Raw genomic sequence first — 25,727 nt, forward strand, 5'->3', positions numbered from 1 at the left:
CATGAAGAAAAACTACTTTTATATTATCTTATTACTGTTTTTGTTTACACTGGGCGCACAGGCACAGGAAAACAAACACGATACTGTGGGCGGTAAAGAGTCTATAGAAGGATTAAACATTTCCCCTAACCCGGCCAGCTCAGACAGGATATACATCACTACAAAACTTTCTGAATCTAAAGAAGTTGACATTTTTGATGTGCTTGGCAAGAAGGTTTTACACGCTACACTTACCGGAAAAGAGCTTAACATTAGCGAGCTTACTCCAGGGGTATATATTATTAAGATAAAAGAGGGCGAGGCTACAGCTACTAGGAAACTGATAGTGAAATAATTAGAATAATAGCCCCGCTACATTAATTTTATCTTAATTTTACCCTCTACACCTTTATTTTATCACATAATGTTATTATTTTTGTTACGGATAAAACTCAACAAATTTTATAACATGAAAAAACTTTACACTTTTTTATCAGCCGTAGCTATCACAGCAGCTGTAAACGCACAAACTAATATTGTGGTGAATGGCGACATGGAAGAATGGACAGATGCTAACACTCTTGCTAACTTCAGTACATTTACGTCAAACATAACACAGGAAGCTACAATTAAGCATGGTGGTGAGTATTCTGTAAAACAGGCAGCCCCTACAAGCGGAAACTTCCCGGTACAAAATGATGTTACCGGTATTATTCCAGGACACAGCTACACTATCTCTTATTGGTATTTAGACAATACAACAGGCGCAAGATCAAGGACGTGGGCTGGATGGATTGATTCAGACGGCGGAAACAATGGTGCACCACTACAACTTGATGACAATGCAGATGTACTTAGGGTTAACACTCCTGATTCTTACAGCACGGATAACGCTGAATGGCAACAGTTCACAATTACCCTTACTGCTCCTGCTGCAGCAGATGGCTTTAGGTTCCAGGTAAGGACTTACAGGGATGTTGATAACAGCGGTTTTATATACTATGATGACTTTTCTATGATAGACAACAGCGTTACAAGCCTTGTTACTGAAGAAATCGCCGGCCTTAAACTTTTCCCTAACCCACTTGCCGCAGGTTCTTCACTAAACATTACATCTAACAACGGTACTGACAAATCAGTAGCTATTTATGATGTACTTGGCAAGCAGGTATTTGCAGGCACTACTAACCGTGGCACTGTAAACACTACAGACCTTAAAGCAGGTATTTACATTGTTAAAATAACTGAAGGCAACAAAACAGCTACACGCAAACTAATTGTGCAGTAATTAAAGCCTTACACATAAAATTAAGCACCGCCCAAAAGCGGTGCTTTTTTATTTACTAACTTTGCCTAAAACATTTTTGCTTTGGTTACCCCTACAGATATTTTTACCATATCCTCTAAAAAAGAGTTTGAAAAAATTACCCTCAAGGTATTTCGCCACCAGTTTGACAATAACGCGGTATACCGTGATTTTTGCACCCTTATTGGTCGCGATAAGCAAAATGTAAAAACCATTAAAGACATACCCTTCCTGCCCATACAGTTTTTTAAATCGCATGAGGTAGTAAGCACCACCCAACCCGTGCAGGAAACCTTTACCAGCAGCGGCACAACCGGCGCCATAACCAGCCGCCATTTGGTAACCGATGTTACGTTATACGAACAAAGCTTCCGCCAGGCGTTTACACAGTTTTATGGCAATATAGAAGACTATGCAGTGCTGACCCTGCTGCCCTCTTATTTAGAGCGCGAAGGCTCATCGCTTATTTATATGGTTAAAGACCTTATAGAAGGCAGCAATAACCCACACAGCGGCTTTTATCTGCACAACTATGATGAGCTTATACAAAAGCTTGTCGAACTTGATAATTCGGGCCAGAATGTACTGCTTATAGGCGTTACCTATGCCCTACTCGACCTTGTGGAAAAACAGCAATTCGGCCTCAAGAACACCATTATTATGGAAACCGGAGGCATGAAAGGCAAACGCCGCGAAATGATTCGCGAAGAGCTACACGAAATACTATGCAATGGCTTTGGCGTAAGCAAAATACACTCAGAGTATGGCATGACCGAGCTGCTGAGCCAGGCTTACTCCCTTGGCGACGGCATTTTTGAGTGCCCACCCTGGATGGACATCCTTATCCGCGATACCGAAGATGCACTGAGCTATATAGATGGCTATGGCAAAACCGGGGGCATTAATGTTATTGACCTGGCCAACATCAATTCATGCTCATTCATTGCCACGCAGGATTTGGGCAAGAAGTACCAAAACCACAGTTTTGAAGTACTGGGCCGTTTTGACAACAGCGATATTAGAGGCTGCAACCTTATGGTGATGTAACGGCACAAAAATTGTTGTAGCTTTATAAAACAAATTCCAATCTTATGAAAAAGCTACTCCTTATTTTATTGTTCCCCATTATGTGTGCTGCTCAGGAAGTGTACCACATTAAATTTGCCGACCAGGAAAGCATTTATAGCGTTGCCGTACTGGCCTGGGAAGACAACACGGCCATGGTGCGCGTGCGCTACATAGACCGAGACTGTTCCGGCGAACTTATTGAAATGAAAGCCACAATTGCCGATACCACAACCGGTTTTACCATTTCATGTTCAGACCCTATGTATGCCGGCACTACCAAAAAAGCCAAAAACTATAACCCCGACAACTTTATCCTTACTTTTAAAGACGAAGACGGGTGGATTTGCGTTAACCGCGATTCGGCAAACACGCTCACACCCTGTTCTTTTATGGAAGTTACAGGCTTAAGCAACCAGGATTTATTTCTTCAGGAATTTGACTGGATGTTTGAAAAGAAATAACACCGCACAAGCCATTTTATTTGCCCTGATTTTTAGTACTTTTATTAAAAAATCAAATCGCTATGAAAAAATTTCTTACCCTTTTGCTGGCCTCAGCATTCCTAATTTCGTGCTCAGATGACGATGCCGTTTCAAACGCCAACCTCGATGGTACATGGCGCTTAACCGCTTACCTTGCTTATATGGATACCCTGCCCGTTTTTGAACCAGGCGATGTAACCTGGACGTTCTCAAACTCCGGCACACAATTACAAACTGTTAATAATGTAGAAGAAGAGCACCCTTATGTTGGCTCTTCCGGCAGTTTTCAGGTTAGCACACAAGGCAATATTATTACTATAGGCAGCCAAAACCACCGGTATGAATTAAACAACAACGAACTTGTAATTAAAGCCGCAGACCCTGATTTACAGGATGCACCTATAATGGTATTTAACCGCTAACAGCATACAGGTAAATCTGTATCATTATTACGCATTTTTGTATAAGCCCCGCCGCCGGGGCCCGGCATACCTTTGTCATGTAATCTTAAAACATACAAAGTCATGTCAAAAACAATATTAATTACAGGAGCATCAAGGGGATTTGGTAAACTATGGGCCGAAGCCTTTTTAAAACGTGGCGATAAAGTAGCCGCAACAGCCCGTAACACAGAAGCGTTAAACGACCTTGTTGCCACCTATGGCGATGCCGTTTTACCTATTAAACTTGATGTAAACAACCGCGCAGAGAGCTTTGCGGCTGTAGCCAAAGCAAAAGAGTATTTCGGCACGCTTGATGTAGTGATAAACAACGCCGGTTATGGCCTTTTTGGCGCCATAGAAGAAAACACCGAAGCGGAAGCCCGCAACCAGATAGAAACCAATGTGTTTGGGCTGCTATGGGTTACCCAGGCCGTACTCCCCATTTTCAGGGAGCAGGGCCACGGCCATATCATACAGGTATCGAGCGTGCTGGGTGTGGTAACATTACCACTACTGGGCATATACAACGCCTCTAAATGGGCAGTGGAAGGCTTAACCGAGTCATTGGCACAGGAAGTGAAGCCTTTTGGCATAAACGTGTCGCTTATTGAGCCTAACGGATATGCAACCGACTGGAGTGGGGCAAGCGCAGCACAAAGCCAGCCTATAGCAGCTTATGATGCCCTTCGTAAAGATTTTAACGAATCGGCCAATCAGGAAGGCTTTTGGGGCGACCCGGCAGCTACATCTGAAGCCGTACTTAAACTGGTTGATGCCCAAAACCCGCCGCTACGCCTTTTCTTTGGCAGCCACGGCCTGCCATGGGTTACCAATGTTTATAAAGAACGCCTTGACACCTGGCAGGAATGGAGCGAAGTATCTGTTGCTGCGCACGGCGCATAACTCATTAAATTTCTTTAACTTTAGGGCAGCGCTTTACCGGCACTGCCCCTTTGTATTTTAAACCCATGAAACACTATAGCAGCATTACAGAACTAAGCCGCGACACCGGCTGCCCACCACCCGAAAACCCCATGCTGGGGCTTATTTTGTGCGAAAGGCTACAGGCGTGCAGCATTGCCGAAGGGCAGTTTACCAGCGATTTCTACCTCATTGCCTTTAAAAAAATGAAGTCGGGTATTGTGCGCTATGGCCGCACGGTATATGACCATGAAAACGGGTCGCTTATGTTTGCCAAGCCCCGCCAGATTATAGAAATATCTGAAGTGGCGCTGGAAGAAAAAGGCTTTATGATGTATATTCATGAAGACTACCTTCACGGGCACCCGCTGCACGAGCAAATAAAAAAATACGGCTTTTTTGATTATGAAACCAGTGAGGCGTTACACCTTTCGCCACGCGAAGAGGAGATAATCTGGGAACTGTATTTTAAAATTGAAGATGAGAATAACAATAACCAGGATGAGTACACCCGCGATATTATCCTTACGCATATAGACTCCATCCTTAAATACTCTCAGCGGTTTTACAAACGCCAGTTTATTAACCGGGCAGAGCTTTCGGGCGTTACCGTATCTAAATTCAACGCATTGTTGCAGGCTTATTACGAAAGCGGGCAACTAAAGCTTAGCGGCCTGCCCAGTGTTAAAGCCATGGCCGATGGGCTCAAAATGTCATCACGCTATTTGAGCGACCTCCTGCGCCAGGAAACCGGCAAAACGGCGCTTGAGCTTATCCACATCTTTTTAGTAACCGAAGCCAAGAACCTGCTGCAAAGCACCCATATAACCGTAGCCGAAACGGCCTACACACTTGGCTTTGAAAACCCGCCCTATTTTACGCGGCTATTTAAAAAGGAAACGGGGTTGACACCTGTAGAATTCAGGAGTAAGTTTGTAAATTAAAGTATAATAACTTTTAACACAACGGCGTTTGAGATATAAAACCAATTAAATCATGAAAAATCCTGTTTTACTGCTTTTTATATTATTTACCTCAACGCTGTGGGCACAAGACCTTTCCGGTTGCGGGTTAAATGACAACCCTGACCTGAACAGTAATGAAGCTGCTTTTTTAAACAACTACCTTGCTGACCGTAAGGGCGATTTTGATTTTACCCAAAAAAAAGTTTTGTTTTTATCTGGTACCACAGGTAAAAATTTCGATACAAAAAGTCGGTATTTTAATGATGTAAAATCCTGGGACCAAAAAAATGCCGTGGTAGCCACTACATTAATACCTCTGTCAGCAGAGCAAAAAATTGAGTCTGGCGGCTATGATGTTATGGTTATACGCTGGTGCAAAATGATAACCAAACGCAGGATAAAAAAGAATATAGAAATGGCCGCGAACATTGACACTAACAAAGTCAGGGAATAAGTTTGTGAATTGATCTATTCGCATTTGTTTAACCCTTAAGCACCCTCAAAAAATCATCCCTGTGGATTTCACGGGCACCAAGGCTTTCCAAATGGTCGTTGTGCACCTGGCAGTCCAGCAGGCGGTAGTTTTCTATCTGTAGTTTTTTGGCAAGCGCTATAAAGGCAACCTTACTGGCGTTGGGCACTTTGCTAAACATGCTTTCGCCACAAAATATGTGGCCCAAATCTACCCCATACAGGCCGCCTACAAGCTCATCTCCCATCCATACCTCTACAGATTTTGCATAGCCAAGGGCATGCAGCTTGCAGTAGGCATCGGTCATTTCCTGTGTAATCCAGGTGCCACGCTGGCCGTCGCGCTTTATATCGCGGCAGTTGGTTATTACCTCCTTAAACGCTTTGTTGAATGACACGGTAAAAACATCCCTGTTCATTACATTGCGCATGCTCTTGCTTATTTTCAGCTCATCAAAAAAGAGCACCATACGCTCGGGCGGAGACCACCACAATATGGGCTCATCATCTTCAAACCACGGAAAAATCCCGCTGTTATAGGCCAGCAAAAGGCGTTGCGGAGAGAGGTCGCCCCCTATGGCCACAATGCCTTCGGGCGAGGCCTGCCCCACCGGCGGAAAATAAAGTTCGCGAGATAAAAAATACATATACAACAAATTGCATTACAAAAGTAATCCTTTATTTACACAGCGCAAACAGTAATTATTTCCTGAATAAAAAAGTAAAAAATCCCCATTATTAGGTATTTCAGGATATTAAAAGTGTAATTAGATTTGCCCTGTCTCAATATCAGTAAGACAAAGTATAATGAAGCTTTTAACAAACCATATCACCAACAATTAAAAACTCCCTTTACTGATAATGAGTTAGTTTTCCAACCAATTTTTTTCTCTCCTCTCTCTGACATTTTTTTTGGGAAAAAAGCTCCGCATTTCTGACGGGGCTTTTTCAATTTATACCGTTTGCATTTTAAAAAAAGGTAGCTTTGCACATCCCCAAACAATAAGCCATGAAAACAACAGGCGTTTTACTTTTACTGCTATTATTTACACAAGCCGCTTTTAGCCAGCAGATTGATATGGAAAAAGACACCATACAAATGCAGGGGCTTGAAATTGTAAAAAGCAGTAAAAAACTAAAAGTAAAAACCTTAAAACTCGACGGCCCGTGCTATTATGCCGAAAACATGCGCAATGCCGAAGAGATTATTACCCTTGCCGATAAACTACCCGCAGGCACGCTGCAATCTGTCAGTTTTTATTTTAACGACACGTATACCAACAGCAAACAAAAAGAAAAATTTAAAGATACTGAGTTTGAACTGGTACTGTATACCGTTACGGAAGACGACACCCCCGGCAGCGCTATTGAGCACGACCCCGTGATTGTTAAAGTAGGTAAGGCATTTTCAGGCAAACTGATTGTAGACCTATCTGCGCAGGTTTTAGAATGCCCTGAACGGCTGTTTGCAGGCCTGAAGCGCATTACGCCCGCCGATGGCAACGATACCTTTTTTATTGACTGCCTTTGCAGCGGGCACGACAAGTACATGACCCTAACCCGCAAAGCCGCCAATGCATCGTGGGAACGACGCTGGCAATGTGCCGCGCTAAAAGCAGAAGTAAATGTGGGGGTGCACAGGTAAGCCCCCAACCCCCAAAGGGGGCAACTACACTATGAAAACAAAAACCCCCACAAAATGTGAGGGTTAGTATCTTCGGGATTATCGAATAATCTAAAAATCCAGTAATCTAATAATCTGATTAGTAACGGTAGTACTCCGGCTTAAACGGCCCCTGTACTTCAACACCTATGTAAGCAGCCTGCTCATCGTTAAGTACTTCAAGTTCTACACCCAGTTTAGCAAGGTGAAGCGAAGCTACTTTTTCGTCAAGGTGCTTAGGCAGCATATATACTTTGTTTTCATAAGCAGCACTGTTGTTCCAAAGCTCAAGCTGTGCAAGGGTTTGGTTAGTAAACGAGTTGCTCATTACAAAGCTTGGGTGGCCTGTAGCACAGCCCAGGTTTACAAGGCGGCCCTCAGCAAGTATAATTATGTCTTTACCGGCAATGGTATATTTATCTACCTGCGGCTTGATTTCTATTTTAGAAGCACCGTGGTTTTTGTTAAGCCATGCCATGTCAATCTCGTTATCAAAGTGACCAATGTTACATACAACGGTCTTATCTTTCATTTGCTCAAAGTGGCGGCCCACAACAATATCTTTATTACCTGTAGTAGTAATAATAATATCGGCATTGGCAATCACGGTGTCAAGTTTTTTAACCTCATAACCGTCCATAGCGGCCTGTAGCGCACAAATTGGGTCAATTTCGGTAACGGTAACAATAGAGCCCGCCCCACGGAACGAAGCAGCAGTACCTTTACCCACATCGCCATAACCGCATACAATTACGCGCTTACCGGCAAGCATAAGGTCGGTAGCACGGCGCACTGCATCTACAGCACTTTCTTTACAGCCGTATTTGTTATCAAATTTAGATTTTGTAACAGAGTCGTTTACGTTGATAGCCGGCATAACAAGCGTACCGTTTTTCATCCTTTCATAAAGGCGGTGTACACCTGTAGTGGTTTCTTCGCTTAGGCCTTTAATACCGTCAGCAAGCTCAGGAAAACGGTCAAACACCATGTTTGTAAGGTCTCCACCGTCATCCAATATCATGTTAAGCGGCTGGCGGCTTTCGCCAAACCAAAGGGTTTGCTCTATACACCAGTCAAACTCTTCTTCGTTCATGCCTTTCCATGCATAAACAGAGATGCCTGCAGCAGCAATAGCAGCAGCAGCGTGGTCTTGTGTAGAGAATATATTGCAAGAGCTCCAGGTAACTTCGGCACCCAGGGCTACAAGTGTTTCTATAAGCACAGCAGTTTGTATGGTCATGTGCAGGCAGCCTGCAATGCGCGCACCTTTAAGGGGCTGGCTGGCACCATACTCGGCACGAAGCGCCATAAGTCCGGGCATTTCTGCCTCAGCAAGCTCAATCTCTTTACGTCCCCATTCCGCAAGCGAAATGTCCTTTACTTTATAAGCCACAAACGGCGTTGTTGTTGTACTCATGCTTAAAAATTGTATATTTGTATTAGCAAAATTTCGGCAAATTTAGTGAATTGCTTTTTAAACCCCATAAGTTTTTTATCTTCAATTAAATGCCTCTGTATAAATCCATAACCATAGCCCCGGGCACCCAGCTGCTCATTTGGCAAATAACCGAATCGCTCGAGGAACTTTCTGAAGGTGTGGCGCTTAAGGATGTATGCATATCAAGGGTAAAGAACATGAAAAGCGAGCAGCACCGCAAAGGGTTTATGGGTGTAAGGAAGCTGCTACAAACCGCCGGATACAGCGATTTTGACCTGTATTATGACGTAAACGGAAAGCCGCACCTTAAAGACGGAAAAAACATATCTATAACCCACTCGTTTGCCTTTTCGGCCATTATAATAGGAGAAGCGGTAACCGGCATAGATATGGAAATACAGCGCGAGAAGGTAATTACCATTGCCGAAAAATTCCTGGAGCCTGAGTTTGCCTACCTTAACCCTACCCACCTTGAAGAATATATGCGCAAGCTTATTATTATATGGTGCGTTAAAGAGGCTGTATACAAAATGATTTCAAGAAACGGGCTCAGCTTTAAGCAAAATATCACTGTACATCCCTTTGAAATTGCCGATGGCAAAGGTAGCGCATCGGTCAAATTTGAAGACATTAACAACATTTATCCCTTTGTTTTTGAAGAAATGGAAGGCTTTACAATGGCCTACAGCCTTGAAAAACATTCTTAACAAACGTTAAAATGCAGGAAATTTACAATTTTCTCTTCTCTCAATACAAAAATTACAATCCTACCGACATCTATCTTGAGCTTATTGCTTCAGTTTTAGGCATTGTAAGCGTAATTTTCTCTAAAAAAAACAGTATTTTATTATATCCGGCTGCCATAATAAGCTCGTTAATATACATTTACCTGTTGTGGAAATGGAATCTGTATGGCGACCTTATTATCAACTCCTATTACTTTTATATGGGTATTTACGGCTGGGTACTTTGGAGCAGGAAAGACAACAATGGAAGTGATACGTTAAAAATTACACAAATGTCACGTAAAGATTATGCTAAAAGCCTTTTAATATTCGGCATTTCCACTATATTTGTCTCGTGCATTTACGTCTATTATGATTTGTTTAAGCACTGGTGGGCATCCATCGATACAATAATTACAGGACTCCTCTTTATTGGTACATGGTTACTTGCCAAACGAAAAATTGAGAACTGGCTTTTCCTTATAGCCGGTGACATCATTGCCATTCCGCTCTTTTATCTTAAAGGGTATACGCTTACCAGTATTTTAAATGTATTTCTAACTGTAATTGCCATTTTTGGCTACCTAGAATGGAAAAAAGTTTTACCACACAGAAACCGGCAACCATAAACCTAACGGTTTATGCACAGGCCGACAGCAAACCTACCGCTGTGCTGTTAAACCAGGAACCGTTTGCAAATGAAGCACACAAGTTTCACTTTTTCTTCAAGGCAAAGGACATAGACCTTGTAGAAAAACCTAAACCGTCTGACATTGCTATTGTTATAGCACCGGAAGAGTATAAAACAGCAAATATACTTACCGAAAAACTCAAAAAACAGGACAACCACGTTTTACGCGTTATTACCGGTTATGACGATGTTTTTAATAAAGTATCATGCATAGCCCAGGCAATGGAAAAAGCCTTTAATATGGGCTTTACCATACCGGATTTTGTAAGCATATATACAAGGGGCGTAAGTTTTGAAAACATAGAAGCCCAAATAAATATTTTTAAAACAGGAATTTCTAAAATAAACCTGGAGCGCCCAGCCGCCATAGGCGATGGCATTACTGTTTTAAGCAAGGAAGATGCCGAAAGGAATGCCGCTTATTTTGACGGAAAAAAAGACAACTTTAAACTTAAAAAGTTTGTCCCGGCATCTGGTGCTGCTACAAGGATGTTTAAATTTTTACATGACTTTTTAGCAGAATACAACCCTGAAAAAGAAACCATTAACGGCTATATTAACCAAAAGAAAGACAACTCGTTACAGGTGTTTTTCCTTGGCTTAGAAAAGTTTCCGTTTTACAAAAGCATCAGCGAGGTATCTAACAAAAACATTATATATCCGTCTGCCGATAACGAAAACGTACGCGAAGATGCACGCAACTACAGCTTTGTAAAAACCATGATGGACACGGCATATTTTGATTATGCCAATAAACCAAAGGGTATACTGCCGTTTCACCAGTATGGCGATTTTGCTGCTACACCGGTGTATGAGCACCTGCGTGAAAGCGTGGCTTATGCCGACAGCAAAGGGCAAACACACGTACACTTTACCATATCTGAAGACCACCTTAATGGTTTTCTTGACGCTATTAATGAGGCACGCACAAAGGTAGAAGCCGAAAGCGGTGTTAAAATTAACTTTAACTTTACCTACCAGCACAAAGAAACCGATACCCTGGCTGTAGACCTTGAAAACAGGCCGTACAGAGAGAATGGCAAACTGCTGTTTAGGCCCGGTGGCCACGGTGCCCTTATAGAAAACCTTAACCGCCTTGATGCCGATGTTGTATTTGTAAAGAATATAGACAACGTAAGGCATACTAAGATGGAAACATTAACCTTGTATAAAAAAGCACTGGCAGGCATACTGGTACACCTGCAGGAAAAAGTATTTAACTACCTGCGCCAGATTGAAGCCAGGAGCCTTACGGAAGAAGAACTTTCGGCAATAGTAAACTTTGCGCAAACCGAACTATCACTTGACCTGTCTCCTGATTTTGAGAAATTTACAATAGAAAATAAATTCCTTTACCTGGAAGAAAACCTTAACAGGCCAATACGCGTATGCGGCATGGTTAAAAACGAAGGCGAACCGGGTGGCGGCCCTTTTTGGGTAAAAGGCCAGCGCGGGCGCGTGTCGTTGCAAATTGTTGAAAGCTCGCAGGTAGATACCGAAAATAAAATACAAACCCACGTCTTCTCTCAATCTACCCACTTTAACCCGGTAGACCTGGTGTGCGGCCTTAAAGACTATAAAGGCAATAAGTTTAACCTTACTGAATTTGTAGATACTAACACAGGCTTTATTGTACAAAAAAACCGCATGGGCAAAGAAGTAAAATCATACGAGCTTCCGGGCCTTTGGAACGGTGCTATGGCCGGCTGGATGACCGTGTTTGTAGAAGTGCCGCTTAAAACATTTAACCCCGTTAAAACGGTTAACGACCTGCTTAAGCCAGGACACCAGTTACCGGTATAATATACATTTGGACACAGAGAAAATCATATCTGAATTACAATACAAGGCTGTACGCAGCAGTGGCTCCGGCGGGCAAAATGTAAATAAAGTATCCAGTAAAGTGGTACTTAGTTTCAGTTTGCCCGCATCTGGCGCCTTAACCGATGAGGAAAAAGCCCTGGTGCAAACCCGGCTATCAAGTCGTCTAACCGAGAGTCAGACCCTTGTGTTGCAGTGCGACGAAGACAGGTCTCAGTTTAGAAACAAACATTTAGTTACACAGCGGTTTTTACAGCTTATAGAAAATGCCCTTAAGGTAGATAAGCCACGTAAAGCCACCAGAATACCAAAGGCAGTAGTTAAAAAGCGCCTTGACAACAAGCGCAGGCAGGGAGAAATAAAACAGTCGCGCAAAAAGCCCAACTATTAAAATTACATTATTAAACAACAAAACCAACTTTTCTTAAGTTTTGATACAATATTTGTATTTTTAGCTTCAGAAATAAATCCTCATGAAAGTAAACCAGTTACAAATTGAAATCGACGGAATAGACAAGGAAATTTTACGCTACCTGATGGAAGATGCCCGAAAACCTATATTGCAGATAGCCAGCAAAATAGGCATTAGCGGCGCCGCAATACACCAAAGATTGCGCAAGCTGGAACAGGCTGGTGTAATAGCAGGCTCTAAATTTGTGGTAAGCACTAAAGTTTTAGGATACAGCACAATGGCATTTGTAGGCATTTACCTTGACAAGGCATCAAGTAATTCTGAAGCCGTAAAAGAGCTTAAAAAAATCCCTGAAGTGCTGGAATGCCACTACACAACGGGTAACTGGAGCATTCTTATAAAAATAATATGCCGCGATAACGAACACCTTATGCAGCTCTTAAACACCAAGATACAACCCATTGACGGTGTTTCGCGCACGGAAACCTTTATTAGCCTTGACCAGCAAATAGAGCGCCAGATACAGCTTTAAGCCTTCCAGTTAAGTTCTAAGGCAAAACACGGCTTACCGGCTTTATTTACAGCAAAATACGTTTGGTTATCTAATGTTGCTGATGCAAGTTGTACTTCATCATTTAGTGTAAGCTCCCGGATAAAATTCATATCCAGGCTGTGCAGCTGCTGTTTTAGTATGGGCTTAGGATCTATGCTATCCAGGCACCATTCCAGGTATTTTACATTATTAGCGTGGTTTACAATATCAAGGTCGCTCAACACCACTTTACGGCTGCCAACGCTTTGGGCTTCGCGGTCCAGGTTTATCTTTTTAAAGGCTTCGGCAGTAGCCTCACGCTCAGGAAATTTCTCAAAATGCTCATGCGGCAACCCTAATGCTTCAGGCCTGCGCAATTGCGTATTTATTACTGCCCAAAAGGTAACACAGCCCACTATTTTCTTATCGCCCACATACATTTCGAGTGCACGTATGGAGCGCGACCCCTGCAAATCATATATCCAGGTTTTTACCGTAACAATATCGCGCCAGCGGGGCAATTCTTCAATTTCCACACGCATACGGCTTAGTACCCATGCCTGGTGCCTGGTTTGCATATCGCTAAAACTAAGTCCGCCCTTTTCGGCATGGTAGCCTGCGGTAAGCTGTAGCAGGTTGCACAATTCGGTATGTTTAAGCAGGCCGTTTGGCATGCATTGCACAAAATTTATTTCCCAGTCGTGGCTGTAAACCGATGTAAAATCAGGCGCTATAGGCATTACAGTTGTGTGTTTATGTAATTAATAATTTCTGTAGACGGGGTGGTAAAATCAAACCACTTAGTCCGTTCTGTACGACGAAACCACGTCATTTGCCTTTTTGCAAAGCGGCGGGTATTTTTTTTAATTTCTTCAATAGCAAAGTCAAGCGTAATGTTACCGTCAAAATGCTCAAACAATTCGCGGTAGCCCACTGTTTGCAGCGCATTGAGGCTTTTGTGCGGATATAAGCCTTTAGCTTCGTCAATCAACCCTTCATTAACCATAATATCAACGCGACGGTTAATGCGGTCGTACATCAGTTCCCTGTCAGCCTCAAGGCCAATAACTATCGGCGTAAAGCTACGGCTGTTCTTCTTAATATTCAGGAAAGACGAATAAGGCTTACCACTGCCTATACACACCTCCAGGGCACGCATAAGGCGCTGCGGGTTTTCTTTCGCCACTTTTTCATAATGCACGGGGTCAAGGCGTTGCAGCTCCTGTTGCAGGTATTCAATGCCTTTAGCCTCATAATCAGTAATCAGCTGGCTACGTATAGCCGGGTCAACATCTGGAAAATCGTCAAAACCTTTCAGCACGGCATCTATATACAGGCCGGAACCACCTACCATTACGGCAAAATCATTGGTTTGATACAATTCATCCAGCTTTGCAATGGCATCGCGCTCAAAATCGCCCACACTATACTCTTCAAATATGCTTATATCCTGTATAAAATGATGTTTAGCGGCCTCCAGTTCGCCTTTTGAAGGCACAGCGGTACCAATAGCCATTTCTCTAAAAAACTGCCTGCTATCGGCCGAAATTATCTCACAATTAAAATGACGTGCCAGTTCAATAGCCATGGCGGTTTTGCCAATGGCTGTGGGGCCTACAACGGTTATTAAATATTTAGATGTACTCATTAATCTTTTAAATGGGTGCCGCACTTATAACAATAATGGGCATTATCATGATGTTGCATAGCCGCACAATTGGGGCATACCTGTGTGTTTGTATGTGTTATATCTCCCGCCATAAGCTGGGCGGTTACAAGGCCTGTAGGCACAGCAATTATACCATAACCCATTACCATTATAACCACCGATAAAAACTGACCCAACGGCGTTATGGGTGTAATATCGCCAAAGCCTACGGTGGTAAGGGTAACAATGGTCCAGTAAATGCTTACGGGTATGCTGGTAAAACCGCTTTCGGGGCCTTCTATCATGTACATAAGTGTGCCTAATATAATGCACAGCACCATAACACTAAACAAAAATACCGCTATTTTAACCCTGCTGTGGCGCAGCGCCGTCATGAGCTGGTTACCCGCCCCTACAAACCGGGTAAGCTTTAATATCCTGAAAACACGCAGCAAACGTATAGCACGAATGGCAATCAACATACCTGTACCCGGAAACAAAAGGCCAATGTATTTAGGGATTGTTGCAAGCAAATCGATAATGCCATAAAAGCTAAAGATATACCGCAGCGGTTCGCGAACGGCTATAATACGGGCTATATATTCAAGGGTAAAAAGTATGGTTATAACCCACTCTATAACAGCAAGGGTATGGCCGTGCACAATTTTTATAGAGGCAACACTCTCCAGCATTACCGCAATAATACTAATAACAATAACCAAAAGCAGTATGATATCAAACAGCTTACCTGCACGGGTATCTGCCTCATAAATAATGGTATGCAGCTTAGCGCGGTATTTTTCAGGAAGCAGTCCCGTATGTAGTATATCGTGTTTTTGCATCATACCAAATTTACGGCAGTATGGCTAAAAACGCAGTATTTTTAACTGTTTCTTTTTTCGGATGTACTGCTGGATAATCTTCTTGGTATCCTTATTATTTTCCATTGGGGTAAGGATATTTTTTAAGATATCTATTTTATTAACCTGATAATTAAGATTAAAGAAGGCATAACCTTTGTACACCCCTTTTTCGATAAGCACCGCACTGCGCTCATCTATGGCTCGGCCACGGTCTATAATTATCATGCTTTGGTTGTAAAAACTGTTGGCATTTATAAACTCAATAACGCGGGCATTATAGTCTGCCGGGGCTTCCTGGTTCATACAGGCGCCGTTGCAGCCACCCAGTTCATAAGGGAAACAATGCGTACGTGCACCGGGATCCATTCCGTTTATTTTTTGGCACAAACGGTTGTTTTCCACAACTTTATAAAGAGCGCTTTTTGCCTCTACCTGCCCGGTGAAAGACATAATTTCTTTCTTACGCCCATCGGTTTTCTGAATAGAAAGCGTGAGGTAACCATTAGCATCAACACCCTGGTATAATGACCATGGCATATCAGTCTTTTTAAGGGCGCGGTTGTAGCGTGGCTTGTTTACCTTAATTTCCTGGCATTCTTTAAGCAGGGCTATAAGTTCGCTGCCGGTTTCTTCATACTGTATGGTAAAAGCCTCGCGCTGAAGCTTTTTAGACTTCCTGCTGGGGCTTGTAAAATGCTGGTTAAGGCGTTTTTTTATATTGCGGCTCTTGCCGAGGTAAATCAGGTCGCTGTTTTCGTTATAAATATAGTAAAGCCCTGTAACCGAAGGTATTTTATCAAGCAAATCCTTAAGCCTTGGTGCCATGCCGGGTTTGGCACTCTCTGTTTTTATCAGGCTTTTAACTATCTCTTTTTCAACATCTTTCTGAAGCAGTAACTTGAATAGCTGTACCGTTGCCATGGCATCTCCTGTAGCACGGTGGCGGTCACTCATGGGTATACCCAGTGCACGCACCAGCTTACCCAGGCTGTGCGAAGGCTGTTCCGGAAGCAGTTTCTGGCTGAGCTCTACAGTACAAAGTGTCTGTTTCTCAAAATCATAGCCCAAATTACGAAATTCTGTGCGTAAAACGCGGTAGTCAAAAGCGGCATTGTGAGCCACAATAATACAGCCATCGGTAATTTCAATAATGCGTTTTGCCACCTCATAAAACTTGGGGGCGCTGCGCAGCATGGCATTGTTTATACCTGTTAGCTTTACCACAAAGGGCTGAATGGGTTTTTCAGGATTAACAAGGCTAATAAACTGGTCTACAACCTCATGGCCGTCATATTTATATATGGCTATTTCGGTTATACCCTCTTCGTTAAACTGCCCACCTGTGGTTTCTATGTCTAATATTGCGTACAAAAAATTTGTTTCAGGTTTAAAGTTTACTTCGTCAGTCGGCATAAGCCTCGTGTCAGGTTTGTTTTAAAGTTATCTGGAGGCTTAACGAATAACCAAATCAACAAATAACCAAATCCCTAATTTTCCAAATGTACAAAATTATCTGCTACCAAATATACTGCTGCCTATGCGCACCATAGTACTACCACAGGCTATGGCAAGCGGGTAATCGCCGCTCATACCCATGCTTAGGGTTGCGGGTTGAAGGTTGGGCGTTGCGGGTTCCTCACTCAACCGGTCAAAAATAGTTTTCAGGCGAGAAAACTCCTTCTTAACCTGCTCATTATCATCGGTAAACGTAGCCATACCCATAAGCCCGGTGATGCGTATATTTTGCATCTGCTTAAATTCTTCCGAGGTTAAAAGCGCATTGAGTTCTTCCTCACTTAGGCCAAATTTTGTCTCTTCCTCAGCTATATGCACCTGTAGCAGGCAATTGATAACCTTACGGTAGCGGGCCGCCTGGCGGTTGATTTCTATCAGCAGCTTAAGGCTGTCTACCCCGTGTATAAGGCTCACAAACGGCGCCATATACTTCACTTTATTGGTCTGGACATGGCCAATCATGTGCCATTGTATGTCTTTGGGCATTTCCTCCCATTTGGCCACCATTTCCTGCACTTTGTTCTCACCAAAAATACGTTGCCCGGCATTGTAGGCCTCCATCAGGTCGGCCACAGGCTTGGTTTTACTCACGGCCACAAGCGTAACGTGCGGCGGCAATGAAGCTTTTATTTCTGCAAGGTTATTTGCTATACTCATTTTTTACACTCTAATAATCAACGACTTACATCGTAATGTCGAAAAATCTAAAATTCCAATAATCTAACAATCTATAATTCATACACTACTAGCCCACTCCTTAATTTTGGCTCTATGTAGGTGCTTTTTGGCGGCATAATCAAATCGTTATCAGCCAGTTGCTTAATTTCATCTATCGATGCCGGGTAAAGCATAAAGCCCACAGTGCAGTGGCCTTCGTCTACCGTTTCTTTAATGGTGGTAATGGGCCTGCTGCCCGGTATGTAGTCTATACGGCCGTCGTTACGCAGGTCGGTTATACCCAGCAGCGGGTGCAGTATTTTATCATAAAGTATCTGTGCGTCAAGGGCTTCCAAAACCGATTTAAATGCCGTATCCCTCAATTTCAGGCTGTAAAACTCGTCCTCCAGGTACATGCCAAATTCAAACTTCTGCTCGGGTTTCCACAACTCAAGGTGGCGGTTGGTTACTTCAAAATCAACCTCTAAAGCCTCTACAAACTGCCTGGCAGACAACCCGTTAAGACCACTTACCACGCGGTTGTACTCATATATCTTAAGGTTGCTTTCGCAGATAAGAAAACTCATAAAGTAACCCAGGCTGGCATTTCCGTCCTGCCCATATTGGTCAAACAGCAACTCAGACGATGCGCTACGGTGGTGGCCGTCAGCTATATACAGGCTTTCCATACCGGAAAACTGCTCCTGGATCCAGGCAATTTCCTGCTCATCACGAATGCGCCAAAGGGTATGCTTATCGCGGTTGAGTGACGAAAACAGGTACAGTGGGCGCCTCTGTTTCCGGGCTATTATCCATTCTTCCAAACCTTTATGCTGCGGATAGGTAACCAAAACCGGCTCTGTATTAAAGCCCGTTTGGTGCAGGTAGTCCTTAAAGTACTCTACCCTGTAGGGCAGGGTATCCTCGTGTTTTTTTATGCGGTTTTGCTTGTAATCTTCAATGGCCGTACCCGCTATAATGCCCGTAAACACACGGCTTTTGCTCTGAATTTCATACAGGTAGAACACCGGCGTAGCCTCCTGGCGCAGCACCTCATCGTCTTTAAACTCGGTATACCTGGTGTGTACCGCCTTAAAGCGCACCGCCTCACTCAGCTTTTGCTGGTTAAGGTAGGCAGGGTTGAGCACGTGCAAAAACGAGAAAGGGTTGTAATCCAGCTGCGAAGCCAGCTCTGCCGGGGTATATTCGTCATAAGAACGGGTGGTAACCAGGGCTACCTTATCTCGGGCAGGGCGAACGGCCTTAAAAGGGACAATCTTCAATTTACCTGTAGTTAAATAATTAATTAACAGCCATTTAAAAATGATAAATCAATTGTATTTATTCAGAATATATCTCCTAAAACACAATTAACCGCCAGATACTGCTGTTATTTTTACCTAACAAATATATGAAATTAAGGGCAGGCTGATTCCCCTTTTCAGCAAGCAAATTTTACGCAAAAAAGCAAGTTTACATTTCGAAACCAAAACCAGGCTATTGATTTAAACATCCAATTCAAACAGATGTTTGCAGTTTCAATTTTACATTTTGTAAGAAAATAGATCAAACACCTAAAAACAAACAACTTAACTGTTTAATATTTCACTTTTGGAGTTCAACATTCAGTCTTAAAGCAAAAAGTCGAAAGTCTTAAAGTCCGGCTACAATTTTCCGGCTTTACAACTTTCGACTTTTGACTTAAAGCCTATTTTATAGATTCAACGCAATGGCTTTTGCCAGTTCTTCAAATTCTTCTTTCTCTAATTTTACCTTGTCAATAAACCGCATCTCATCCATATTATTTAACGGAATAAGGTGCACGTGCACATGGGGCACCTCAAGGCCCACCACAGCCACCCCCACCCTTTTGCAGGGCACGGTTTTTTCAAGCGCTATGGCCACCTTGCGGCTAAAAGCCATCAGGCCCAGGTACAGCTCCTCCGGCATATCAAAAATCTTGTTTATCTCATGCTTGGGTATACACAGTGTATGCCCCTTAGCATTAGGATTTACATCAAGAAATGCCAAAAAGTTGTCGTCTTCAGCTATTTTGTAGGCCGGTATTTCACCGTTCACTATTTTGGTAAAGATAGAACTCATGGCAGCAGGGTGTTTAGTCGCGGGTTATTTCAAGCACATCAAACTTAAGGGTACCGTTTGGCACGGTAATCTCAGCTGTTTCGCCCACGCTCTTGCCCAGCAGGCCTTTACCTATGGGTGATGTAACCGATATTTTACCGGTCTTAAGGTCGGCCTCGCTCTCGGCAACCAGGGTATACTTCATTTCCATGCCGTTGGCCTGGTTCTTTATTTTTACAGTGCTCAGCACAAGCGCCTTGCTTAGGTCAAGCTGAGACTCATCTATAAGCCTGGCATTAGCCATAAGCTCTTCCATTTTGCTTATTTTAAGCTCTAAAAGGCCCTGGGCCTCTTTAGCTGCGTCATATTCTGCGTTTTCGCTAAGGTCGCCTTTATCCCTTGCCTCGGCAATAGCCTGGCTGGCTTTAGGGCGCTCTATACTTTTAAGCTGGTCCAGCTCATCTTTTAGTTTTTTAAGCCCCTCAGCAGTGTAGTAAGATACTGTACTCATAACTTCATCGTTTATATAAATAGAAAAAATCCCTTGTACAGGGATTTCTTTTATGCAAAGATAACATTTTTTTAATATCGGAGTTTTTAATCATGCAATAGCATACCCCAAAGGTAATTAAATTAAATTTGTTTCATAATTATAAATGAACTTTTTGAACCCAATGAAGAAGTATTTAACCCTGCTACTGGCCCTGCCCTTTTTTATAAGCTGCGCCAGCGACGACTTTAACTACAACAACCCTCACCTGCCCAGCGGCTATAATTTTAGTGTAGATATAGACATGAGCCTGCCCCTGTACAGCCCGCTGCAATTTACCGGAAACCCCGTAAAAATTGGCATAAACAACGTGGGTATAAACGGCATTATTGTAATGAATACCGGCAGCGGGTTTACCGCCTATGAAGCCACCTGCCCCAACCAGGACATATCTTCGTGCAGCGAAATGTACATAAACGGCATTAACGCCGTGTGCCCGTGCGACGATGTGGAGTACAGCCTGTTTACCGGACAGCCCAATGCCGACCTGCGTTACAGCATGATGCCCTACCGCATAGAAATTTTGAGCCCTACGTATTTAAGGATAACCAACTAAATGCCGGTTATAACGCTGCATACCGCCATTAATGCACCGGCCCATGTAGTGTTTAACCTGAGCCGCAGTGTAGACCTGCACAAAATATCGGCCGCGCATACTACCGAGGAAGCCATTGCCGGGCGCACCTCCGGGCTTATGGAAAACAGCGAGGTGGTAACCTGGCAGGCGCGGCACTTTGGCATACGCCAAAAACTAACCGTACAAATAACCCACATGCAGTTTGCGGTGGAGTTTACCGATGCCATGCTGCCCGGCAAAGGCGCTTTTAAAAGCATGGTGCACCGCCATGTTTTTGAGGAACATAATGGACGCACGGTTATGACCGATATTTTCACCTACCAAAGCCCACTGGGCATTTTAGGCAGGCTGGCCGATGTGCTGTTTTTAGAAAAGTATATGCGCCGGTTTTTAACAAAGCGCAATGCCATAATTAAGGCTTTCGCCGAAGACCCGGCCAGGTGGCAGCAGGTACCGGGAATGGTGTAAAAGGGAAAAACTTAGTATTCTTCTTTTGTACCTAAAAACTAAATACTGTGAATATTTTTAACACAAAGAAAAACAAAGGCACAACCCCGATAAATCGGAACACGAAGAAGAAAACACAAAACAAGAACACAAAGCTCAGCACTCTAAAAACCAAAGCCTTGTGTTCTTCCTTTGTGGCCATTGTGTCTTGGTGTTTAAAAAATCACAAAAAAACTTGGCACTCTTCGTGAAAATCTTTGTGCCCTTGGTGTCTAAAAACTTAACGTTGTGAATATTTTTTACCACAAAGAAACACAAAGACACAACCCCGACAAATCGGGACACAAAGAAGAAAAACCAAATCCCTGCATTCTTCATTTGTGGCCATTGTGTCCTTTAGTTTGCAAAGTGGATTGATTANTTGGTGTTTAAAAAAAATCTAAAAAAAACCTTGTGAACTTCGTGAAAATCTTTGTGCCCTTGGTGTATAAAAGCTTAAACGTTGTGAATATTTTTCACCACAAAGAAAAACAAAGGCACAACCCCGATAAATCGGGACACAAAGAAGAAAAACCAAATCCCTGCATTCTTCCTTTGTGGCCTTCGTGTCTTGGTGTTTAAAAATCTACCAACAAACCTAGTGGACTTCGTGAAAATCTTTGTGCCCTTGGTGTCTAAAAACTTAAACACTATGAATATTTTAACACAAAGAAAAAACCAAACCTTTGTGTTCTTCCTTTGTGGCCTTTGTGTCTTGGTGTTTAAAAAATCTACCCAAAAAACCTTGTGAACTTCGTGAAAATCTTTGTGCCCTTGGTGTCTAAAAACTTAAACACTATGAATATTTTAACACAAAGAAAAAACCAAATCCCTGCATTCTTCCTTTGTGGCCTTCGTGTCTTGGTGTTTAAAAATCTACCAACAAACTTGGTGGACTTCGTGAAAATCTTTGTGCCCTTGGTGTCTAAAAACTTAAACACTATGAATATTTTAACACAAAGAAAAAACCAAATCCCTGCATTCTTCCTTTGTGGCCTTCGTGTCTTGGTGTTTAAAAATCTACCAACAAACCTGGTGGACTTCGTGAAAATCTTTGTGCCCTTGGTGTCTAAAAACTTAAACACTATGAATATTTTAACACAAAGAAAAAACCAAAGCCTTGTGCTCTTCCTTTGTGGCCTTTGTGTCTTGGTGTTTAAAAATCTACCCAAAAAAAATCTTGGTGCTCTTCATGAAAGCCTTGGTGTCTAAAAACAGCCTGCCAAACAATACATTTCGGCAATAAACTCAAACCTTACCCGGCAGCTCTACCCTGCTTTTCGGCAGACTCTCCGGATAGTTTTGCTGTATAAAGTAAATCAGCTTCTCGCGGATAAACACCCTCAAATCCCAATTTGTCGAACTGTCTTTACTGCTCACCAGCGCACGTATTTCCATACCCTCAGCCTTTGCATCTGTAACCTGAAGCACATTAACGCGGCCATCCCACAGGGGTGTGGTGCCCAGCAGGCGGGTTAGTTCCTGTCGCAGCGGCTCAACCGGTAGCATAAAATCGGCATAAATAAAAACCGTGCCCATAATATCGGCACTGTTGCGCGTCCAGTTCTGGAACGGGTTATCAATAAAATAAGTAGTAGGCACCACCAGGCGACGCTGGTCCCAAATGCGCACCACCACATAGGTAAGGTAAATTTCTTCAATACGGCCCCACTCGCCCTCTACAATCACCACATCGTCTATGCGAATAGGCTGCGTAATAGCAATCTGTATACCTGCCATAAGCGTACCCAGTGCCTTTTGCGCCGAAAAACCAATAATAATACCCGCTATACCCGCTGATGCCAAAAAGCTGACCCCAACGGCGCGTATACTGTCAAAACTCATGAGCGCCGCCCCTACAGCCAGTACCACTATAATAAAGGTAGCCACCCGTTCCAAAATATTAAACTGGGTATAGGCGCGCCGGGCGTTAAGGTTATCGCTCGAGCTGATGTCATACTTGCGTAAAAATCCCTTTTTAACAATCCGTGCAAACAGCAGCAAAAACCACGTAAGGCTAAAAATAAGCAACAATATGCCCGCATGGCCTATAACCGCACGGTAGCGTTCGCCTATAAAACCGCCGCCTGTGCCTATGCGCACCAACAGCGCCAGCAGAAACAAGAACATGGGCACCTTAATGCGGTGCGCAAAATTTACGGGGAGAATGTTAGTAGGGTTTTTGCCTATTTTTTTCAGTACGAAAAAAGCTGCGGTAAACACCAGGATAAGCCCGCCAAGGCCAAAGATAAGATAGTACAGTAATGCGTTATCCATAGTCATAAGGTTTTAAGGATTATGATTAAGGTGCTTAAAAATACGCATCCTGTAACCAAGCGGGCAACAAACCCGCAGGCTTAACATTTATTTAGGCTTATACCAATAAAAAACTTCCAAAAAACCTTTGTGACCTTCGTGAAAATCTTTGTGACCTTGGTGTCTAAAAAAGTAGACACAGTATTTTTTAACACAAAGACACAATCCCGATGAATCGGGACACAAAGAAGAAAAACCAACCTACTGCGTTCTTTCTTTGTGGCATTTGTGTCCTTTAGTTTGTAATGTGGATTGATTAATAGTATTGTGAAGTATATTTATTGTTATTAATCATTCCACAAGAAACAGGGTGAATCAATTTGTGTCAAAGGATTCCGAGGCCTATACGAAGATTACGTACCCTGTTTCTTAGAGAGCAAGATCATAATAGAAATTTAGGTTAATGACCTATTATCAAGGACTTAGATAACACTCTCTTTGTGGAATAAAATATTCAATATGAAACAAAAGTACGTAATTGGAATTGATGTTTCCAAATCTAAACTGGACATTGCCATTTTAAACAATCAGCTGGAATTACTCCAGGAGAGGGTAATTCTAAACAACAGCAAAAGTATTAGAGCTTTTATAAAAGCAGTATTAAACACTTACAGGATAACCAGGGGAGAAGTATTAATATGTTGTGAAAACACAGGGATTTACAACAGGCCTTTAGAAGTTGTTTGTTCCGAATTGGATGTGCTCTTATGGGTAGAACATGCCCTTAAAATTAAATGGGCCACAACGGATATGAGGGGGAAAGACGATCGTAAAGATGCGTTGCGGATTGCCCAATATGCCATCCGATATAATGATAAACTTATTCCTTACCGTGAAGCCACAGAAGTTATCAAACAGCTCAATATCCTGACCAAAGCGCGTGAGGCTATACTGGGGCAAAAAACAGCTTTAGAGAACCGCCTGAAAGAAGCTAAGACGCATGATGTTTTTGAATATCAAATACTCTCCAAATCCTTTAAAAAGGTATTAAATGCTTTGGTTAAATCTATAAAACAAACAGAGGAAAAGATAGAACAACTAATTGCAAATGCTCCTGAAATAAGCCAGACCAAGGCACTCATAACCACCATACCGGGTATAGGGCCACAATGTGCTGTGAATTTAATAATTGCAACAAATAACTTCACATCCTTCCAGAGCGCCAGGCATCTTGCCTGTTACGCGGGAGTGGTGCCTTTTAAAAATCAATCCGGTACTATAGTAAAAAAGGAACGAGTATCAAAAATGGCCAATAAGAATATTAAAAAACTACTGCACTTGGCTGCAATGGCATCAATAAGGTTCGATGAAGAAATCAAAGAATACTATCAACGTAAAGTATCAGAAGGAAAAAATAAAATGAGTGTATTAAACGCCGTTCGAAATAAACTTGTTCACAGAATAATGTCGGTAGTAAACAGAAAACAAGCCTACCTGTCAAAAAATGAATACCGCTCTCAAAAAACATTGGACTTTACTTGTTTGATAACATAGAAATCTTGGTGTTTAAAAAAAACACCCTGCCCTTTATAAAAAACTTCGTGAATTTTTTATCTAAATATACACCTGCGTAATACCAATAAAAAAGCCTCCCGTAGCTGGAGGCTGCCTGTAAATACAGTATGTTGTGCACGGCTTAGTGCGATCGCATCTTATCATAAGTATGCTCCAGGGCATGCTTAATTTTTTCAATGCAGCCACCTATGGCTTTTTCTACCGTATCGGCATGGCAGGTAGCAGAAAGTGGGCTTTTACCGTTTATGCGTGCCTCAATCTGGCAGCGGATGTCGGCATTGCCGGTCCTGTCTTTGCTGTTTTCATCGGTTACATGCACCTCAAGTGCAGTTATAAAATCATCAAAACGTTTTAGCTTCTGGTTAATTACCTCGTTAAAATAGGTTTCCCTCCTGTCACTGTTTTCTATGTGATTATCGGTATGAATGGTTACTTGCATATCGCGTTTATTTAAAAGTTGATACTCAAATTTACACATTTTTGGTCACTTTCACCAGAATAGATAACATAAGATTAACCGTTTTTTGAAGAAGCTGCTTAGCTACTGAGCCGCTTAGCTACCAAGCATTTTTAAACAAGGCCGAAACTCAAAAAAGCTTAG

At 42.6% G+C, this 25,727-nt stretch carries 30 protein-coding genes; 18 read left to right on the forward strand and 12 right to left on the reverse strand.

Annotated elements, in window-relative coordinates:
- Position 1 precedes the first annotated feature (1 nt).
- From AM279_RS11685 to AM279_RS11720, 8 genes are all read left to right on the forward strand, one after another.
- Positions 2-334, forward strand: a complete 333-nt coding sequence (locus tag AM279_RS11685) for a T9SS type A sorting domain-containing protein (protein ID WP_054408218.1) — start codon at positions 2-4, stop codon at positions 332-334.
- A gap of 114 nt (positions 335-448) precedes the next feature.
- Complete coding sequence (locus AM279_RS11690) at positions 449-1,267, forward strand: T9SS type A sorting domain-containing protein (RefSeq protein WP_054408219.1); 819 nt, start codon at positions 449-451, stop codon at positions 1,265-1,267.
- 81 nt (positions 1,268-1,348) lie between these two features.
- Entirely contained in the window at positions 1,349-2,332 is a 984-nt protein-coding gene (locus tag AM279_RS11695; RefSeq protein WP_054408220.1) for a LuxE/PaaK family acyltransferase, read from the forward strand.
- Between the two features lie 44 nt (positions 2,333-2,376).
- The gene (locus AM279_RS11700) at positions 2,377-2,814 is read left to right on the forward strand and encodes a hypothetical protein (protein ID WP_054408221.1); all 438 of its coding nucleotides are present in this window, start codon (positions 2,377-2,379) and stop codon (positions 2,812-2,814) included.
- Between the two features lie 62 nt (positions 2,815-2,876).
- A complete protein-coding gene (locus AM279_RS11705; protein WP_054408222.1) occupies positions 2,877-3,257 on the forward strand; it encodes a lipocalin family protein in 381 nt (126 codons plus the stop codon).
- Positions 3,258-3,359: 102 nt separating this feature from the next.
- On the forward strand, positions 3,360-4,181 hold the full coding sequence (locus tag AM279_RS11710) for an SDR family NAD(P)-dependent oxidoreductase (protein ID WP_054408223.1): 822 nt from the start codon (positions 3,360-3,362) through the stop codon (positions 4,179-4,181).
- A gap of 65 nt (positions 4,182-4,246) precedes the next feature.
- Positions 4,247-5,143 carry a helix-turn-helix domain-containing protein gene (locus AM279_RS11715; RefSeq protein WP_054408224.1) on the forward strand — a complete coding sequence of 299 codons (897 nt, stop codon included), beginning with the start codon at positions 4,247-4,249 and terminating at the stop codon, positions 5,141-5,143.
- A gap of 52 nt (positions 5,144-5,195) precedes the next feature.
- The gene (locus AM279_RS11720) at positions 5,196-5,618 is read left to right on the forward strand and encodes a hypothetical protein (protein WP_054408225.1); all 423 of its coding nucleotides are present in this window, start codon (positions 5,196-5,198) and stop codon (positions 5,616-5,618) included.
- 28 nt (positions 5,619-5,646) lie between these two features.
- Here AM279_RS11720 and aat read toward each other — a convergent pair whose 3' ends face one another.
- The gene (gene aat / locus AM279_RS11725; protein WP_054408226.1) at positions 5,647-6,282 is read right to left on the reverse strand and encodes a leucyl/phenylalanyl-tRNA--protein transferase; all 636 of its coding nucleotides are present in this window, start codon (positions 6,280-6,282) and stop codon (positions 5,647-5,649) included.
- 362 nt (positions 6,283-6,644) lie between these two features.
- Here aat and AM279_RS11730 point away from each other — a divergent pair, with 362 nt between their 5' ends.
- The gene (locus AM279_RS11730) at positions 6,645-7,280 is read left to right on the forward strand and encodes a hypothetical protein (RefSeq protein ID WP_054408227.1); all 636 of its coding nucleotides are present in this window, start codon (positions 6,645-6,647) and stop codon (positions 7,278-7,280) included.
- 118 nt (positions 7,281-7,398) lie between these two features.
- On the opposite strand, the gene ahcY is transcribed toward AM279_RS11730, so the two are convergent.
- A complete protein-coding gene (gene ahcY, locus AM279_RS11735; RefSeq protein ID WP_054408228.1) occupies positions 7,399-8,715 on the reverse strand; it encodes an adenosylhomocysteinase in 1,317 nt (438 codons plus the stop codon).
- Positions 8,716-8,804: 89 nt separating this feature from the next.
- Here ahcY and AM279_RS11740 point away from each other — a divergent pair, with 89 nt between their 5' ends.
- From AM279_RS11740 to AM279_RS11760, 5 genes are all read left to right on the forward strand, one after another.
- Positions 8,805-9,443, forward strand: a complete 639-nt coding sequence (locus AM279_RS11740) for a 4'-phosphopantetheinyl transferase family protein (protein WP_054408229.1) — start codon at positions 8,805-8,807, stop codon at positions 9,441-9,443.
- 11 nt (positions 9,444-9,454) lie between these two features.
- The gene (pnuC, locus tag AM279_RS11745; protein WP_054408230.1) at positions 9,455-10,090 is read left to right on the forward strand and encodes a nicotinamide riboside transporter PnuC; all 636 of its coding nucleotides are present in this window, start codon (positions 9,455-9,457) and stop codon (positions 10,088-10,090) included.
- Positions 10,051-11,955, forward strand: coding sequence for a DUF4301 family protein (locus AM279_RS11750; RefSeq protein ID WP_054408231.1), 1,905 nt, complete (start codon positions 10,051-10,053; stop codon positions 11,953-11,955). The genes pnuC and AM279_RS11750 overlap by 40 nt, the downstream gene beginning before the upstream one ends.
- A 7-nt stretch (positions 11,956-11,962) precedes the next feature.
- On the forward strand, positions 11,963-12,364 hold the full coding sequence (arfB, locus tag AM279_RS11755; protein WP_054408232.1) for an alternative ribosome rescue aminoacyl-tRNA hydrolase ArfB: 402 nt from the start codon (positions 11,963-11,965) through the stop codon (positions 12,362-12,364).
- Positions 12,365-12,446: 82 nt separating this feature from the next.
- Positions 12,447-12,917, forward strand: coding sequence for an Lrp/AsnC family transcriptional regulator (locus AM279_RS11760; protein WP_054408233.1), 471 nt, complete (start codon positions 12,447-12,449; stop codon positions 12,915-12,917).
- Here the strand turns inward: AM279_RS11760 and AM279_RS11765 are convergent.
- The 8 genes from AM279_RS11765 to greA all read right to left on the reverse strand — a co-directional run bounded on the left by AM279_RS11765 (position 12,914) and on the right by greA (position 20,193).
- Complete coding sequence (locus AM279_RS11765; RefSeq protein WP_054408234.1) at positions 12,914-13,657, reverse strand: acyl-[acyl-carrier-protein] thioesterase; 744 nt, start codon at positions 13,655-13,657, stop codon at positions 12,914-12,916. The genes AM279_RS11760 and AM279_RS11765 overlap by 4 nt on opposite strands.
- A complete protein-coding gene (gene miaA, locus AM279_RS11770) occupies positions 13,657-14,565 on the reverse strand; it encodes a tRNA (adenosine(37)-N6)-dimethylallyltransferase MiaA (RefSeq protein ID WP_054408235.1) in 909 nt (302 codons plus the stop codon). Before miaA ends, AM279_RS11765 begins: the two co-directional genes overlap by 1 nt.
- Entirely contained in the window at positions 14,565-15,407 is an 843-nt protein-coding gene (locus AM279_RS11775) for an ion transporter (protein ID WP_054410297.1), read from the reverse strand. Before AM279_RS11775 ends, miaA begins: the two co-directional genes overlap by 1 nt.
- A gap of 24 nt (positions 15,408-15,431) precedes the next feature.
- Positions 15,432-16,799 carry an exonuclease domain-containing protein gene (locus AM279_RS11780; protein WP_054410299.1) on the reverse strand — a complete coding sequence of 456 codons (1,368 nt, stop codon included), beginning with the start codon at positions 16,797-16,799 and terminating at the stop codon, positions 15,432-15,434.
- A gap of 138 nt (positions 16,800-16,937) precedes the next feature.
- On the reverse strand, positions 16,938-17,600 hold the full coding sequence (locus tag AM279_RS11785; RefSeq protein WP_054408236.1) for a YggS family pyridoxal phosphate-dependent enzyme: 663 nt from the start codon (positions 17,598-17,600) through the stop codon (positions 16,938-16,940).
- Between the two features lie 71 nt (positions 17,601-17,671).
- On the reverse strand, positions 17,672-18,883 hold the full coding sequence (locus AM279_RS11790) for a DUF1015 domain-containing protein (RefSeq protein ID WP_054408237.1): 1,212 nt from the start codon (positions 18,881-18,883) through the stop codon (positions 17,672-17,674).
- A gap of 430 nt (positions 18,884-19,313) precedes the next feature.
- Positions 19,314-19,703, reverse strand: a complete 390-nt coding sequence (locus tag AM279_RS11795) for an HIT family protein (RefSeq protein ID WP_054408238.1) — start codon at positions 19,701-19,703, stop codon at positions 19,314-19,316.
- A gap of 13 nt (positions 19,704-19,716) precedes the next feature.
- Positions 19,717-20,193, reverse strand: a complete 477-nt coding sequence (gene greA / locus AM279_RS11800) for a transcription elongation factor GreA (protein ID WP_054408239.1) — start codon at positions 20,191-20,193, stop codon at positions 19,717-19,719.
- A gap of 163 nt (positions 20,194-20,356) precedes the next feature.
- On the opposite strand from greA, the gene AM279_RS11805 reads away from it, so the two are divergent.
- The 3 genes from AM279_RS11805 to AM279_RS11820 all read left to right on the forward strand — a co-directional run bounded on the left by AM279_RS11805 (position 20,357) and on the right by AM279_RS11820 (position 22,507).
- Positions 20,357-20,788 carry a Rieske (2Fe-2S) protein gene (locus tag AM279_RS11805; protein ID WP_054408240.1) on the forward strand — a complete coding sequence of 144 codons (432 nt, stop codon included), beginning with the start codon at positions 20,357-20,359 and terminating at the stop codon, positions 20,786-20,788.
- The gene (locus AM279_RS11810; protein WP_054408241.1) at positions 20,789-21,277 is read left to right on the forward strand and encodes an SRPBCC family protein; all 489 of its coding nucleotides are present in this window, start codon (positions 20,789-20,791) and stop codon (positions 21,275-21,277) included.
- Between the two features lie 816 nt (positions 21,278-22,093).
- The gene (locus AM279_RS11820) at positions 22,094-22,507 is read left to right on the forward strand and encodes a hypothetical protein (RefSeq protein ID WP_054408243.1); all 414 of its coding nucleotides are present in this window, start codon (positions 22,094-22,096) and stop codon (positions 22,505-22,507) included.
- Positions 22,508-22,543: 36 nt separating this feature from the next.
- Here AM279_RS11820 and AM279_RS11825 read toward each other — a convergent pair whose 3' ends face one another.
- Entirely contained in the window at positions 22,544-23,572 is a 1,029-nt protein-coding gene (locus AM279_RS11825) for a mechanosensitive ion channel family protein (protein WP_236688517.1), read from the reverse strand.
- Between the two features lie 498 nt (positions 23,573-24,070).
- On the opposite strand from AM279_RS11825, the gene AM279_RS11830 reads away from it, so the two are divergent.
- On the forward strand, positions 24,071-25,105 hold the full coding sequence (locus AM279_RS11830) for an IS110 family RNA-guided transposase (protein ID WP_054408245.1): 1,035 nt from the start codon (positions 24,071-24,073) through the stop codon (positions 25,103-25,105).
- Between the two features lie 142 nt (positions 25,106-25,247).
- Here the strand turns inward: AM279_RS11830 and AM279_RS11835 are convergent, their stop codons facing one another.
- Positions 25,248-25,565, reverse strand: a complete 318-nt coding sequence (locus tag AM279_RS11835; protein WP_054408246.1) for an HPF/RaiA family ribosome-associated protein — start codon at positions 25,563-25,565, stop codon at positions 25,248-25,250.
- Positions 25,566-25,727 lie beyond the last annotated feature (162 nt).

Source organism: Flavobacterium akiainvivens (assembly GCF_001278115.1).
GTDB classification, from domain to species: Bacteria; Bacteroidota; Bacteroidia; order Flavobacteriales; family Flavobacteriaceae; genus Flavobacterium; species Flavobacterium akiainvivens.